This window comes from Mesorhizobium qingshengii (assembly GCF_027563465.1).
GTDB classification, from domain to species: domain Bacteria; phylum Pseudomonadota; class Alphaproteobacteria; order Rhizobiales; family Rhizobiaceae; genus Mesorhizobium; species Mesorhizobium qingshengii_A.
The window spans coordinates 77,305-91,308 of record NZ_JAPFQA010000016.1 but is presented as its reverse complement, the minus strand read 5'-3'; the positions used below and the strand labels follow the sequence as shown (position 1 = coordinate 91,308).

12 protein-coding genes are annotated in these 14,004 nt (G+C 63.5%); 4 read left to right on the top strand and 8 right to left on the bottom strand.

Going from position 1 to position 14,004, the window contains the following annotated elements; translation table 11 throughout:
• The first annotated feature begins 1 nt into the window (after position 1).
• Positions 2-169: a hypothetical protein gene (locus tag OOJ09_RS26040; RefSeq protein ID WP_420107546.1), complete on the top strand. Its 168-nt coding sequence runs from the start codon at positions 2-4 to the stop codon at positions 167-169.
• 114 nt (positions 170-283) lie between these two features.
• Here OOJ09_RS26040 and OOJ09_RS26035 read toward each other — a convergent pair whose 3' ends face one another.
• Positions 284-982, bottom strand: a complete 699-nt coding sequence (locus OOJ09_RS26035; protein WP_269907936.1) for a hypothetical protein — start codon at positions 980-982, stop codon at positions 284-286.
• A gap of 262 nt (positions 983-1,244) precedes the next feature.
• Here OOJ09_RS26035 and OOJ09_RS26030 point away from each other — a divergent pair, with 262 nt between their 5' ends.
• Positions 1,245-1,961: a Crp/Fnr family transcriptional regulator gene (locus OOJ09_RS26030; RefSeq protein WP_269907935.1), complete on the top strand. Its 717-nt coding sequence runs from the start codon at positions 1,245-1,247 to the stop codon at positions 1,959-1,961.
• A 9-nt stretch (positions 1,962-1,970) separates the two neighbouring features.
• On the opposite strand, the gene OOJ09_RS26025 is transcribed toward OOJ09_RS26030, so the two are convergent.
• Both OOJ09_RS26025 and putA read right to left on the bottom strand, forming a co-directional pair.
• Positions 1,971-2,837 carry a hypothetical protein gene (locus OOJ09_RS26025; RefSeq protein WP_269907934.1) on the bottom strand — a complete coding sequence of 289 codons (867 nt, stop codon included), beginning with the start codon at positions 2,835-2,837 and terminating at the stop codon, positions 1,971-1,973.
• Between the two features lie 238 nt (positions 2,838-3,075).
• On the bottom strand, positions 3,076-6,687 hold the full coding sequence (gene putA / locus OOJ09_RS26020) for a bifunctional proline dehydrogenase/L-glutamate gamma-semialdehyde dehydrogenase PutA (RefSeq protein WP_269907933.1): 3,612 nt from the start codon (positions 6,685-6,687) through the stop codon (positions 3,076-3,078).
• Positions 6,688-6,850: 163 nt separating this feature from the next.
• Between putA and OOJ09_RS26015 the strand changes: the two genes are divergently transcribed.
• Positions 6,851-7,303 carry an Lrp/AsnC family transcriptional regulator gene (locus OOJ09_RS26015; protein WP_269907932.1) on the top strand — a complete coding sequence of 151 codons (453 nt, stop codon included), beginning with the start codon at positions 6,851-6,853 and terminating at the stop codon, positions 7,301-7,303.
• Positions 7,304-7,408: 105 nt separating this feature from the next.
• On the opposite strand, the gene OOJ09_RS26010 is transcribed toward OOJ09_RS26015, so the two are convergent.
• The gene (locus OOJ09_RS26010) at positions 7,409-8,608 is read right to left on the bottom strand and encodes a cytochrome-c peroxidase (protein WP_269907931.1); all 1,200 of its coding nucleotides are present in this window, start codon (positions 8,606-8,608) and stop codon (positions 7,409-7,411) included.
• 7 nt (positions 8,609-8,615) lie between these two features.
• A complete protein-coding gene (locus OOJ09_RS26005; RefSeq protein ID WP_269907930.1) occupies positions 8,616-9,065 on the bottom strand; it encodes a FixH family protein in 450 nt (149 codons plus the stop codon).
• Positions 9,066-9,216: 151 nt separating this feature from the next.
• Between OOJ09_RS26005 and OOJ09_RS26000 the strand changes: the two genes are divergently transcribed.
• Positions 9,217-10,137, top strand: a complete 921-nt coding sequence (locus OOJ09_RS26000) for a sugar kinase (protein WP_269907929.1) — start codon at positions 9,217-9,219, stop codon at positions 10,135-10,137.
• A 2-nt stretch (positions 10,138-10,139) separates the two neighbouring features.
• Here the strand turns inward: OOJ09_RS26000 and OOJ09_RS25995 are convergent, their stop codons facing one another.
• From OOJ09_RS25995 to OOJ09_RS25985, 3 genes are all read right to left on the bottom strand, one after another.
• A complete protein-coding gene (locus OOJ09_RS25995) occupies positions 10,140-11,162 on the bottom strand; it encodes an aldose epimerase family protein (RefSeq protein ID WP_269907928.1) in 1,023 nt (340 codons plus the stop codon).
• A 92-nt stretch (positions 11,163-11,254) separates the two neighbouring features.
• On the bottom strand, positions 11,255-12,712 hold the full coding sequence (locus OOJ09_RS25990) for an NAD-dependent succinate-semialdehyde dehydrogenase (protein WP_269907927.1): 1,458 nt from the start codon (positions 12,710-12,712) through the stop codon (positions 11,255-11,257).
• A gap of 328 nt (positions 12,713-13,040) precedes the next feature.
• On the bottom strand, positions 13,041-13,991 hold the full coding sequence (locus OOJ09_RS25985; RefSeq protein ID WP_269907926.1) for an AEC family transporter: 951 nt from the start codon (positions 13,989-13,991) through the stop codon (positions 13,041-13,043).
• Positions 13,992-14,004: the final 13 nt, after the last annotated feature.

Below are 14,004 nucleotides of genomic sequence, written 5' to 3'. Positions count from 1 at the left end.
AATGACAACGCCTGCCGCCGATCCCGCGCGCGGCATGCCGAATACTCTGCGCGCGGGGTCAAACGCGCTTAGCCCATTGACCGTGCGGCCCTGGAACATGAAGGAAATCTACATCCGGGATCCGCACGGCAATCTGCTGAAATTCAGCTGCGCGCCCGAGGAGGTGTGAGACAACGCCAGTTCGGCGCGGGACGGGCCTCGAACTGCTGCTCACCCTATCCACAGGCGACAAAGGCCGACCAGAAGCGTCGCCGGCTGGCTGGCCGGCGACGCTTGCGCCAAATCAGTTGTCCTGGAACTGGTTCTGTTCGGTGAATACCACCGTACGGTCGGTCACGCCCTGGAAGACCACCTGGAAGGCGTTGGACGAGGTGGCCGTGTCGATAACCTGGCCCTGAACAAAGGAGCCGGCAATGATGTAGTACGTCGGCTTCGGCGTGAACTGGTACAGCAGGTTGGGCAGCGCCTGCACGGCGATGGTCGGCTTGGCATTCATCGCGATACCGACATTGACGCTGACAGACTGGCTCGCCTGAACGATTGCCGTCGGGATCGTGGCATCCGACTGCACGCTGATCAGGCCCGCCTTGCCGTTCGTTGGACCGGCCGGAAAGGCCGGCGCACCGTAGGGGAACGGTCCCAGATACGTAACGCCAATCGAATTCTGGGTGTTGATCATCACATCGGCGTTTGACGCCGTGGTGAAGCGTCGGGGGTTGGTGGTTGTTCCCTGATCCTGGATGTAGCCCGTGTTGACCTGGTAGTTGATTTCCCAGGAAAATACCGACTGGCTCGGATTGGTGATGCTGCCGGGCGCCGCCCCGCCGAGCATCCACGCCAAAGACACCGGATTGACCGAGGGCCCGACGATGTCCGGGATCGTCTGGAAAAGGGCAAACTGCTGGAATTTGCTGTTCTGGTTAAGGACGGTCAGCGAATAAGGCTGCCCGGCCTCCACCTTGGCATTGACCATGGTGCCCATCAAGAATCTCATTCTGGTAGCTCCTCGCTGTTGGGTTCGACCGCGGTGTCACCGGTGGCCGATGCAGCCAGTCCGGTCACTTTGGGTGCAATCCGTCGCAATCAGAGATTGCACAATCTGGCTTGCACAAGAGCAAGGTATTCTAGGTTATATTATTTAACTGTACCCTAGGTGACACCGAAATATTCTTTTTCAATACTAAAATCCCTATGTATATTTATGTTGTCTAAAGTTAAGTCTCGCGGACATAGGTCGGGCATACATGTCGTATAGCGCGAAGAATGCGGTTCGGATCTCAGGGCTTCTATCGGCCAATATCTTTGGGGACTTCGATCAGAGCCAGCTAACGGAAATCGCGCTAACTGCCCACGAATACCGTTATGAACCAGGTCAGGTGATTTTCCAGCCGGGCGACCCATGCAACCAGCTCTCGATCATTACATCCGGAAGCGTCAATGTTTCCTTCAACTCGGAAGACGGCAAGGAAGTGATCGTTGCCGAATTGCGGGTAGGCGATACGATCGGCGAAATGGAGTTGCTTTCGAATTCGAGGCGGCTGACCAACTGTATTGCCAGTCGCAAGACGCATCTCCTTGCACTCGACAAGCCGATCTTCGAAGGGCTGCTGACCAATCCGGCCTTTACAAAGGGGCTTCTCGAAACGATCTGCCGGCGGCTTCAGCAATCGCTGCTGTTCGCCGAGGGCCTGTCAATCCACTCCCTGGAGACGAGGCTCGCTCGCTTGCTGGTTTCCATGAGCGAGACGCATGGCCGACGTGTCGGCGATGGCGTTGTCATCGACCGCGCCATATCGCAAAGCCTGATCGGTCAGATGATCAACGCCAGCCGGCCGAGGATCAACGTTCAACTTCAATCCTGGAAACACGAAAAGCTTATCCGGCTCAGCGGCAACCGTATCACCATTCTCGATGAAGGGGCGATACGAACCATTTCGAGGTCGCCACTGGCCGACAGCTAGAGACCTCACTCAGTTGCACCCACCCTTCACGAAGGCGATCATCGCCTCTGTGGTCGCGGTCAAGGCCGGGCCAGTCATCGCCAGCGTCTTGCCCTGCACGATCTGTGCCGACACCACGCTGACGAGGCTGTTGTCAGGCGCGAACCATGCCCCCCCACTGGCCCCCGTTCCGAACTCAGTTGGCGCGGCTAGATAGGTGCCGCCAACCTGCGCCAGCTTGGTCGAGTCCTGCTTGTACATGTACTTCCCGTCACCAAAATTGCCGGGATACCCCATCATGCTGACGGCGGTGAAACCGCCATCCTGGCTGAGCACGAACTTTCCGGCATCTGAATTTGCCGTGGTGCGCAGCGCAGCATAATCGAGAGCGCTTTTCTCCGCGCTTGGTGGATTGGGGCTGATTGGAATCCAATCCGTCAGCACCGCGGCCTGGTCGACGATAAATCTCGTCCCGGCGCCGTCTTCATAAGCACGGTAAAACACGACGTTCACCGCATGCTTGTCACCGCGCCACATGCTGTGCGCCGCAGCCAGCAGAACGTTGTCTTCCGAGACGAACTGCGCGCTGGCCGTATAGTCGACTCCGTCGCGGGTGTAGAAGAGCTTGCCGCCATATTCATAAGGCGGCTGAGTCACGTCGACTCGTGCAGTGGCCGCAAGCCCCTCAGGCTTGGGTGCGGTCACATTGCCGCCGTCGTTTTCGGAAACGGCCCGGTCGCGCCGCTCCTTGGTCCAGTAGCCTTCACCCGCCTCATCGGCGGCTAACAGCGTCTTGTTGGGTTGCCAGCAAGCGAAATCGGCGGCCTCGGCGCCGCTGCAAGAAATCAGCCCGCCAAGCAACGCCAATGAGCCTAATACGATCGACCTTGAAGCCATCTTCGTCTCCTCGTCCTTGCCTCAACCGGATCGGCGCCACCACCGCGATCTGGCAGTGGGAACACCCGGTTGGTGTCGGACCATCCGACGTCGGCAAGACTACGTGGCACCAAGGCGGTCGGCAGTTCCGCAGGCTACAGCGGAAACGAATTTCTGGTCTTTGCCCGAATTCACCAAGTCGGCAACGCCTTACGTTCGCCGGCTTCTCTCCTTGCGGCGCGGAATACCCGCCGGCTCTCTATGCCGCGGCAAGCAGGCTGGCATTGCCGCCCGCGGCCGTGGTGTCGACGCAGACGGCGCGTTCATGCGCGTAGGCAGCCGGGTTGAGCACCTCGCTGACCAGCGGCACGATCGGTCCGCTGCGCTCGGCGATCACCTTGCGCACGATGCGTGCGGCCTCGGGCGTGCCCGAGAACGCAACGACATCGACACGCAGCGCGCGCGCCTCGACCGGATCGGGCCGGCCGTCGATGGCGGCCAGGGGCAGGCCTTTGCCGGTCAGTGCGGAGAGTGCCGCCGGTGCGCCTGGCGCCACGGCCAGCACTGCGTTGCCGGCGGCGAGCGCCTGGATGGTCTGCGCCAGCAGCGTGTCGGCATCGGGACCGAGACACAGCACCCGCCCGCGCGGTGACAGCGACAGCGTGTTGGCCTCGCCGGTCGGCCCGGGCAGGTCGACCTGGCCGAAATCGATGCCCGCGGCGGCACCGATGGCCGCCGCGCCCTTGCCCCGCAGATGCTTCCTCAGGATGGCGACCCGGTCGGGCCGCGTCGACCAGCCGCCAAGCATTGGATCGGGCAGATTGTCGGCGAGCTCCGTCGCCGTCACCTTGTGGCCCTCGGCAAGATGCGTGCCGGCCTCCGGCCCTTTTCGGAAGCGGCGGAGATAGTGCGGGCCACCGGCCTTCGGCCCGGTCCCCGACAAGCCTTCGCCGCCAAACGGCTGCGAACCGACGACGGCGCCGATCTGGTTGCGGTTGACATAGATGTTGCCGGCATGGATGCCGTCGACGAAATGCTGCACGCGGCCCTCGATGCGGGTGTGCAGGCCGAAGGTCAGGCCATAGCCCTTGCGGTTGATCGCGGCGATCACCGCGTCGATCTGGTCGGCATCGAACGTCGCGACATGCAGCACCGGCCCGAACACCTCGCGCTCCATCTCCTCGATGCCCTTGACCCGGAAAACATGCGGCGCGACGAAGCGGCCATCCCTGGGTGCCTCGAGCTTGGCGATCAGCCGGCCCTGCAGCCCCATTTTGGTGCAATAGTCGCGGATCGAGCTTTGCGCCTCGTCATCGATGACCGGGCCGACATCGGTCGAAATGTGCCAGGGATCGCCGATGCTGAGCGCTTCCATGGCGCCCTTCAGCATCTCCAGCATCTTCTTCTCGACGTCCTTCTGCACATAGAGCACGCGCAGCGCCGAGCAGCGCTGGCCGGCGCTCTGGAAGGCCGAGGCGAGGATGTCGCGCACCGCTTGCTCAGGCAGCGCGGTGGAATCGACGATCATCGCATTCAATCCGCCGGTCTCGGCGATCAGCATGGCATCCGGTGCGGCGGTCTCGGCCAGTTGCTTTTCGATCAGCTTCGCAACCTCGGTCGAACCGGTGAAGCAGACGCCGGCGATGCGCGGATCGGCGGTCAGCGGCCCACCGACCGAAGGGCCGTCGCCGGGCAGAAGCTGGATGACGTCTTCCGGCACGCCAGCCTCGCGCAGCAGTTCGACGGCCCGGAAGGCGATCAGCGGCGTCTGCTCGGCCGGCTTGGCGATGACCGAATTGCCGGTGACGAGCGCCGCGGCGATCTGACCGGTGAAGATGGCGAGCGGGAAATTCCACGGCGAAATGCAGATGATGGCGCCACGCGCTTGCGTGCCCATCTCGGCATTGGCCGCCTCGGCGGCGTAGTAGCGCAGGAAGTCCACCGCTTCGCGCACCTCGGCAACGCCGTCGGCCAGCGATTTTCCGGCCTCGCGGGTGGCGAGCGCGAAAAACTCGACGGCATTCGCCTCATAGAGATCGGCGGCGCGGTTGAGGATGGCGGCGCGCTCGACGACGGGACGCTTCGCCCATGCCGGCTGTGCTTCCACGGCGAAGCGCACGGCTGTTGCCACCTGCTTGGCGGCGGCCTCGCTGATCGTGCCGACCACTTCGTCGGGCTTTGCCGGATTGACGATCGGGCGCTGCTTGCCGTAGCCGGCGGCCCGCGTGATCGGCTTGGCATGCCAGCGGTCCGGCCCTGCGAATGCCGCCCTGGCCTTGTCGATCGCCGCCAGCGTCACCGTGTCAGTGATGTCAAAACCCTTCGAATTGCGACGGCCGGTGCCGAAGATCTGGGAAGGGCGGGCGATCGCCGGATTGGCGGCCGGACCCTGGCTCTCGACCGTCTCGAGCGGATCCCGGGCGATATCCTCCGGCTCGACGTCCTCGTCGGTCAGCTGATGCACGAAGGAGGAATTGGCGCCGTTCTCCAGCAGCCGGCGGACCAGATAGGCAAGCAGGTCCGAATGCGCGCCGACCGGGGCATAGATGCGGCAGCGTGAGCCTTCTGCCTGCCGCACCGTCTCGTGCAGCGCCTCGCCCATGCCATGCAGGCGCTGGAACTCGAAGGAGTCTCGATTCCCGGCCATCGACAGGATGGCGGCGACGGTGTGGGCGTTGTGGGTGGCGAATTGCGGATAGATGCGGTCGGTCATCGACAGCAGCTTCTTCGCGCAGGCGATGTAGGAGACGTCGGTGTTGGCCTTGCGGGTGAAGACGGGGTAGCCGGTGAGCCCAAGCGTCTGCGCGCGCTTGATCTCGGTATCCCAATAGGCGCCCTTGACCAGCCGCACCATGATGTTGCGGTCATACTTCTTGGCCAGCGCGTGGAGCCAGTCGATGGTAAAGGCCGCGCGCGGCCCATAGGCCTGGACGACAACACCAAAACCATTCCAGCCTGCCAGTTCCGGCTCTGCCAGCACCCGCTCGATGACATCGAGCGACAGATCGAGGCGGTCGGCCTCCTCGGCGTCGATGTTGAGGCCCATGCGCGAATGTCTGGCTGCGAGTGCCAGCGACAGCAGCCGCTCGGCCATGACCGGCAGCATCTCCTCCTTCTGCGCCACCTCGTAGCGCGGATGCAGCGCCGAAAGCTTGACCGAGATGCCGTGGTTCTGGCGGATATCCGGGCCGTTGGAACCGGCGTCGAGCGATGAAATGGCGTCGGCATAGGCCTTGTGATAGCGAAGCGCGTCGGCCTCGGTGCGGGCCGCCTCGCCCAGCATGTCGAAGGAATAGAGATAGCCCTTTTGCGTCATCGGGCGGCCGCGCTTGACGGCTTCCGCGATGGTGCGGCCGAGCACGAACTGTTCGCCCATCTCGCGCATGGCGGCCGCCACCGCCTTGCGGATGACGGGCTCGCCTAACCGCCGCACCATCGAGCGCAGCGTGCCTTCGATGCCGCCCTCGCCTTCATCCAGGACACGCCCGGTCAGCATCAGCGCCCAGGTCGAGGCGTTGACGAAGATCGAGCTCGAACCGCCGGAATGCGCCGACCAGTCGTGCGGCGCGATCTTGTCGGCGATGAGATCATCCATCGTCTCGGTGTCAGGCACGCGCAGCAGCGCCTCGGCCAGGCACATCAGCGCCACGCCTTCCTTGGTGGAGAGGCCGTAGGCCGAGAGGAACACTTCCATCAGCCGGGGATCCGACGAGCCGCGCACCGCACGCACTAGGTCCGCGGCACGGGCTGAGACCGCCTTGCGGTCCTTGGCCGAAAGCTCTGTGGCCTCGGCCAGCCGTTTCACGGCCTCGTCTTCGTCAGGCAAATAGTTGGCGCGGATCTGCTGGCGGATGGCATCGAGGGCTGGCATGGCGGTCCCGTGGATCGAGCAAAGGGGATCGGGCCGGCGGCCACCGGACCGAATGGCGCAAGCTAGCACAGGTGCTAAATTTCAGCCGGTCCAAAGAAATCGACATGGCAGGTTATTCTATCTATCATGACGTTTCAAAGTCGGAAAACGGACTGCAATTTCGATGACAGAAGACCAATTGGACCGCATCGACAGGAATATCCTGTCGGCATTGGCAAGCGATGGCCGGCTTTCGATGTCCGAACTGTCGGCAAGGGTCGGGCTGTCGAAGACACCGGTGCAGGCGCGGGTGAAGCGGCTGGAGAAGGACGGCTTCATCAGGGGCTACCAGGCAATCATCGACCGTGAGCGCATGGGCGAAGGCCATGTCGCCTTCGTCCAGGTGAAATTGTCCGATACCCGTTCCGCCGCGCTCGACGCTTTCAATCGATCGGTGCAGGCCGTGCCGGAGATCGAGCAATGCCACATGATGGCGTCGAGCTTCGACTATCTGCTGAAAGTCCGCACCCGGGACATCGCCGCCTATCGCCGCGTGCTGGGCGAGCGCATCTCGGCCCTGCCCCATGTCGCCCAGACATCGACCTTCGTGGCGATGGAGACGGTCAAGGACCGATGACCATGATCCCGAAAAGTGGAAGCCGGTTTTCGGAATAGATCATGGTCAAATAAAAAGAAAAATAGAGCCCCATCCCGATACTATCGGGATGGCTCAGGCTCTGGATCACTCGGACAACGTCTTCAGGAAGGCCACCAGCGCCCCGCGTTCGCGGTCTGAGAGCTCCAGCGGATGGACCTCTGACATGCCTTCGACACTCGGGGCAGCCTTGGCGTAATGCGCCACAACCTCGTCAAGCGACGAAAACTGCCCGGCATGCATGTAGGGCGGCCGCGTAGCCGCGCCGCGCAACGAGGGCGTCTTGTAAGCACGGATGAGTTCCGGTGCGGACTTGACCACGAAGCGCAACTCACCGCAGGCACTGACGTCGCCATCGCGATAGGCGCCAAAGCAGTTGAACGGATCGGCCTCGACTTGGCGCACCGCATCGATGCGTCCGCGATCCGGCGGCAGGCCCGCGACGGGGGGCACGCCGGTGTTGTGAAAGCCGTTGTCGGTGAAGCGTGGACCGTTGTGACAGGTCACGCAATTGGCCTTGCCGATGAACAGCTTCAGCCCAAGGACTTCGTCCTTGGAAAAGACGGCATCGCCTTTCGGTTCGGCGCCGGTGACGAGGTCCAGCGCAAAGCGGTCGAAGCGCGTTGGCGCCGGCTCGATCGAACGCTCGAAAGCGGCGATCGCCTTGCCGATATTGGCGTAGACGCCGTTGATCGCGTCGCGTTGCGCGCCGCTCATCGCGTTCCAGGCAACCTTCTCGGCATCGGTTCCAAGCGGGCTGGCGTTCAATGGCATGCCGGAAAGATCCGGCAGCGGTCCAAAGATGCGCTCATAGCGTTCGCCGAAGCGCGCCTTGATGTAATGCGCGTAGGCGGCGCGGTTTCCGGCCTGCTCCAGCGGGTTTTCGAGCGGCGTCAGCGCTTGCGCCCACAGGCTGTCGCGGCGGCCATCCCAGAAGAACCATGGATCGCGCGCCACGCCGGCCAGCGGCATGGTGCGCCGGTTGGTGTGGCCGACGCCCACCGCTTGCGGCAGGTCGTCCTGGAACTGGCGGTCGATCTTGTGGCAGGTCGAGCACGACACGGTGCCGTCGCGGCTCATCCCCAGGTCGAAGAACAGCGTCGAGCCAAGTGCCGCGGCCGCCGGCACGTCGGCGAAACGGTTGGTGGTGTCGGGTTTGAGCGGCGGCAGCCTCGACAACGCCAGCGAGGCGATGGTCTGCTTCTCGGCGTCGGAAAAATCCGGCTTGCCGCAGCCGGCAAGGATGACGGCCACCATCAGCGCCAGAACACATGAAAGGCGCTTCATTGGCCGCTCACAGCACCACGTTGAACAGCACCGTGTCGGAACCGGCGGTGGCCGAGATGGCGAAATGCAGCTGCCACCAGCCGCTCATCGTGAATTTCAGCCCCTCGATCCGATAGCGCCCGTCGCCAAGATAATCGGTCGCCTGCGGGCTGGTCGGCAGGCCGTGATTGTGCTGCGGCATGCCGCCGGAGATCGCGATCGCCGCGCCTTCCACCGGCGCTCCGGCCTTTGTCTTCAGGGTCAGCAGCCAGGATTCCAGTTCGCCCAGTCGCACAACGCCCCGCTCCGGCGCGAAGCTTGCGACGAACAGCCCGTTGTCGGTCGCCTTCGTCCGCGAGACATCCGGACCGGCAGTCCGCGACGATCGCGGCGCCGTCAGGTAGACCACGGCGAGAATGCCAGCCAGCAAAGCAGCCAGACCCAGACCTGCCAGAAGATAACGCCATAACGATGCCAAACCGGTTCCTCTTCTGCAGACAACGTTCTACCAGGCGGATCGCATCCCGCCAGTCTGTGGGAAAACGCTGTGGCGGAAAAAAGCCCGCTTGCCAACCATGGCGCTGCCGGTGGCAAAAAGCTACAGCACCGGAGTCACTGGAGGACTGTGCATGGCGGGAAACGGCGTTGCCTCGATCGGCGAATGCATGCTCGAACTGTCGGGTCAGACGGGCCCGAACTGGCGCATGGGCTTTGCCGGCGACACGTTCAACACGCTGTGGGCGCTGCATGCGTTGAGTGGCGATCGGCCGGCAACCTATGTCTCGGCCTTCGGCGACGATCCCTTCTCGCAAGGCCAGATCGCCTTCTTCGCCGAAAACGGCATCGGCATCGGCTCCAGCCCGATCATACAGGGGGCACGGCCCGGTCTCTACGCGATCACCCTGACCGGTGCCGAGCGGTCCTTCACCTACTGGCGCGGCGATGCCGCCGCCCGGCAGCTCGCCTCGGATCCGGCGGCCCTATCGAAAAACCTTGAAAATCAATCGCTTGTCTACTTTTCCGGAATCACCTTGGCAATTCTCGACGATGCCGCGCGCGCCGCATTGCTGGCGGCCGTGGCCAAGGCGCGGGCGGCGGGCTCGACTGTCGCCTTCGACCCAAACTACCGGCCACGGCTCTGGCCCAGGCGCGAGGATGCGCGAGCGGCGATCGTCGAAGCGCTTGCCGTCACCGACATCGCATTGCCGACCTTCCCCGACGAGCAGATGCTGTTTGATGATAAAGCGCCGCAGGCGACCGCTGACCGGATCGGGCGACTGGTCGGCGAAACCGTCGTCAAGAATGGCGAAGCCCCGGCGCTGATTGCCGCAAACGGGACGCTGCGCGAAGTCGCTGCAATCCATGTCGCCACTCCCGTCGATACGACGGGCGCCGGCGATTCCTTCAATGGCAGCTATCTTGCGGCTCGTCTTGCCGGCCATGACCCGTTGGAAGCCACACGCCGCGCCCATCGCGTCGCCGCCGCCGTGGTACAGGTGCGCGGCGCGCTGGCACCGTTCGAGATATTGAGAGCGGCGTTCGAAGGCTAAGGTCAAGGCAGACGGAAGCGGTACTCGGTCACGTGGTGATAGGCTTCGCCGGGCCACAGTGTCGCCTGCGGAAAATACGGCCGGTTCGGTGCATCCGGCCATACCTGCGGCTCCAGGCAGAAGCCGCAAAAGGCCTTGTAAGCCCGCCCTTCCAACCCCGCGCGCGGTGTCACGTATTGGCCGGTATAGAGCTGGATGCCGGGCTCCGTGGTCCAGACCTCCATCTCGACACCGGAGCTCGCCGCTTGCACCCACGCGGCCTGCCGAAGTGGTCCGCGCGTCGAGGCAAGGCAGAAATTCTGGTCGTAAGGCAGTTGCTCGCCCTCGGTCTCCATGCGCAGCGGTCGTGCCTGGCGGAAATCGAAAGGCGTGCCGTCAACCGGCTTGACCACGCCGGTCGGGATCATGTCGCCGTCGACCGGCAGATAGGCGCCGGCATTCAGCATCATCCTGTGGTCGAGAATGTCGCTGGCGCCGCCATCATCGAGGTTGAAATAGGAGTGCTGGGTGAGATTGCACAACGTCGGCTCCTCGCAGGTCGCCGTCAGCTCGACGCTCAGCGTGCCGGGGATCTTCAGCCGGTAGGTGCAGGTGACGTCGAGCGCACCGGGGAAGCCCATCGTGCCGTCGGGATCGTGCAGCGTCAGCGTGACGAAATCCCTGCCATGCAGCGAAACTGTCCACGGCCGGTGGGAATAGCCCTGCGAGCCGCCATGCAGCGTATGCTTGTCGAGGAAGTTTCGTTCGGTCTGGTAGCGATTTCCGGCGATGGTAAAGCGGCCGTCGCGGATGCGATTGGCGTAGCGGCCGACGACAGCTCCGAAGAAGGCCGTATCCGTCTCATACGCTTCCAGACGGTCATAGCCGAGCACAAGCGGTGCATCGTGCCCGGTCAGGCGCAGATCCTGGATGATCGCGCCAAGTCCGACGATGTTGGCGGTGAGACCGCCGCCCCTGATCGTGAAGCGACGCACCGACTCACCTGCCTGCGTCGTGCCGAAAACCTCGCCGTCCTTCATCGCCATGCCCGCAAACGCCAGTTGATCCAGAGGATTTCGGCTGGTTTTCACCTCCTGGGCAGGCAGGTCACAGGCCTGCCCACCTGGGGGATAGTCTATCAGAGGCCGAGACCGCCGATGCAGACATATTTGGTGTCGAGATAGTCCTCGATGCCCTGATGGCCGCCTTCCTTGCCGAGGCCGGATTCCTTGACGCCGCCGAACGGCGCTTCCGGCGTGGTGATGAGGCCTTCATTGACGCCGACCATGCCGTATTTCAGCCCTTCCATGACGCGGAAGGCGCGGCCGAGATCGCCAGTGTAGAAATAGCAGGCGAGGCCAAATTCGGTGTCGTTGGCAAGCGCGATCGCCTCAGCTTCGGTCTCGAATTTGAACACCGGCGCGACCGGGCCAAAGATCTCTTCCTTCATGAAGCGCATCTTGGGCGTCGCGTTGGCGATGACGGTCGGCTGGAAGAACGAACCGCCGAGCGCGTGGCGCTTGCCGCCGGCGACGACCTTGCCGCCCTTGGCGGTGGCGTCGGCGATCAGTTCCTCGACCTTCTCGACCGCCTTTACGTCGATAAGCGGTCCCTGCTGGACGCCATCCTCGAGGCCGGAACCGACCTTCAGCCCGTTGCTGGCCGCTGCAAGCCCTTCGACAAATTTGTCATAGACGCTGGCCTGAACCAGGAAGCGGTTGGTGCAGACGCAGGTCTGGCCTGAGTTGCGGTATTTGGCGGTGATCGCACCAGCGATGGCGCGCTCGATATCGGCGTCGTCGAAGACGATGAACGGCGCGTTGCCGCCGAGTTCCATCGAAACCTTCTTGACGGTGACGGAAGACTTCTGGATCAGGATCTTGCCGACCTCGGTCGACCCGGTGAAGGTGATCTTCTTGACCAGCGGGTTGGCGCAGATCTCGTCGCCGATCTCGCCGGCGGCACCGGTCAGGATGTTGATGACACCCTTGGGGAAACCGACTTCCTCGGCGAGCGCGCCCCAGGCGAGACCCGAGTAAGGCGTCTGCGAGGCCGGCTTGACCACGGCGGTGCAGCCGGCGGCGAGCGCCGGGCCGAGCTTGCGGGCCAGCATCGAGGACGGGAAGTTCCACGGCGTGATGGCGGCGATGACGCCGACCGGTTCCTTGGTCACCAGGATGCGGCGGTCCGCCCATGGCGAGGGCACGACGTCGCCATAGGTGCGGCGGCCTTCCTCGGCGAACCACAGGATGTAGGCCGCGGCCGAGCCGATCTCACCCTTCGATTCGAAGAGTGACTTGCCCTGCTCGATGGTGAGCAGTTCGGCCAGCACGTCCTGATTGTCCATCATCGCGTCATGCAGCTTGCGAAGCAGCTTCGAGCGCTCGAGCGCGGTCGTCTTGCGCCACGACTTGAAAGCGGCTTCGGCAGCCTCGATGGCGCGGCGGGTCTCGGCCTTGCCCGATTTCGGCACGGTGCCGATCTTGAGCCCGGTGGCCGGGTTGTTGACGTCGACCGTCTGGCCGCTGTCGGCCTGGACCCATTCGCCGTTGATGAGATTGGCCTGCCGCATGAAATGGCTGGTTTTCTGAAGCATGGTCTATCCTCCGTTCGGCGCTGACGGGCCGGTCTGTGAATTCTGCGCTGGGCGTGCGCCGTGCCATGGAAGCCGGCACGCCGGGGCCACTGCTCTTTACCTAGGGCAAGGCCCGCAAGCAATCGCAAGATGGCATATAGGGGTTGGGCCAGCGCGTGACGAGGGCAGGCTGACATGCTTCGCTCAAGGGTATGTTGAGATTCAGGTCAGGCCGCGCCGAGAATGGTTGGGGCCGAGAACCGGAACGGAGCGTACTTTGGGTACGTGAGTACCGGAAGCGCAGGCGCCCGCCGTTCGCAGGCCGGCATCACCTGAATATCGACATACGCTAGCCGAAGACGTGGACAACAACCGTCAGCCAGAAAGCGGTGGTCACGACAGCGCAGGCCGTGGCGATGGTCATCTGGTTCGACGCCAGCGCCTGCCCGGTGTTGAACTGGACGGCGATGAGATAGGAATTGACGCCCGACGGCAGTGCTGCCACCACGACGGCCACCTTGGCCGTCAACGGCGGCAGGCCGAGCAACCAGACAAGCGCGAGAACCAGCGCCGGCATCAGGAACAGCTTCAGCGCCGAAAGTGCCAATGCAGGCCGTACATTGCCGGAAACGCCGAAGCGGCGCAGGCTGAGCCCCATGGCGAACAGCGCCACCGGCCCGGCTGTATCGGCCAGCGCATTGACGAGCCGCATGACAAGGTCCGGCAGCGGCGCGCCGCCGAGGCGCCATGCGAGCCCCGCCAGAATGCCGATGATCAGCGGATTGATGAACAGCCGCCTCAGGAAACTCCGGATGATGCGCAGTGGGTGCACTGGTTCGCCACCGCTCCGGCCGAACATCTCGAACAGGACGATCGAGGCCATCATCATGATTGGCAGGTGCACGGAGACCAGCAGCGACAGCACTTCGAAGCCGCTCGGGCCGAATATGCCAAGAATGAAGGGAGCGCCGAGCAGGACGACATTGGAGTATGCCGACGACACGCCACCGACGACGCCAGCGCGTGCATCCCGTCCGAAGATCCTCGTGGTGACGAAATGGCCGGCGGCCCAGGTGATTGCCACTGCCGTGAAATACGCACCCCACAGGGGCCACGGTGCCACGCCGTGGAAATCGGACGTCACCATCGTCTGGAACAAGAGCAGCGGCATAGCCACGCTGACCGCGAAATCGGCTATCCCCTCGCCGCTGGCCGGCTTCAGATAGCCGGTAAACCCGGCGAGATAGCCGAGCGCCACAAGGCTGAAGACAAAGAGGACGGTTTCGGTGAGCGGAGACATTTAATTCCGATAT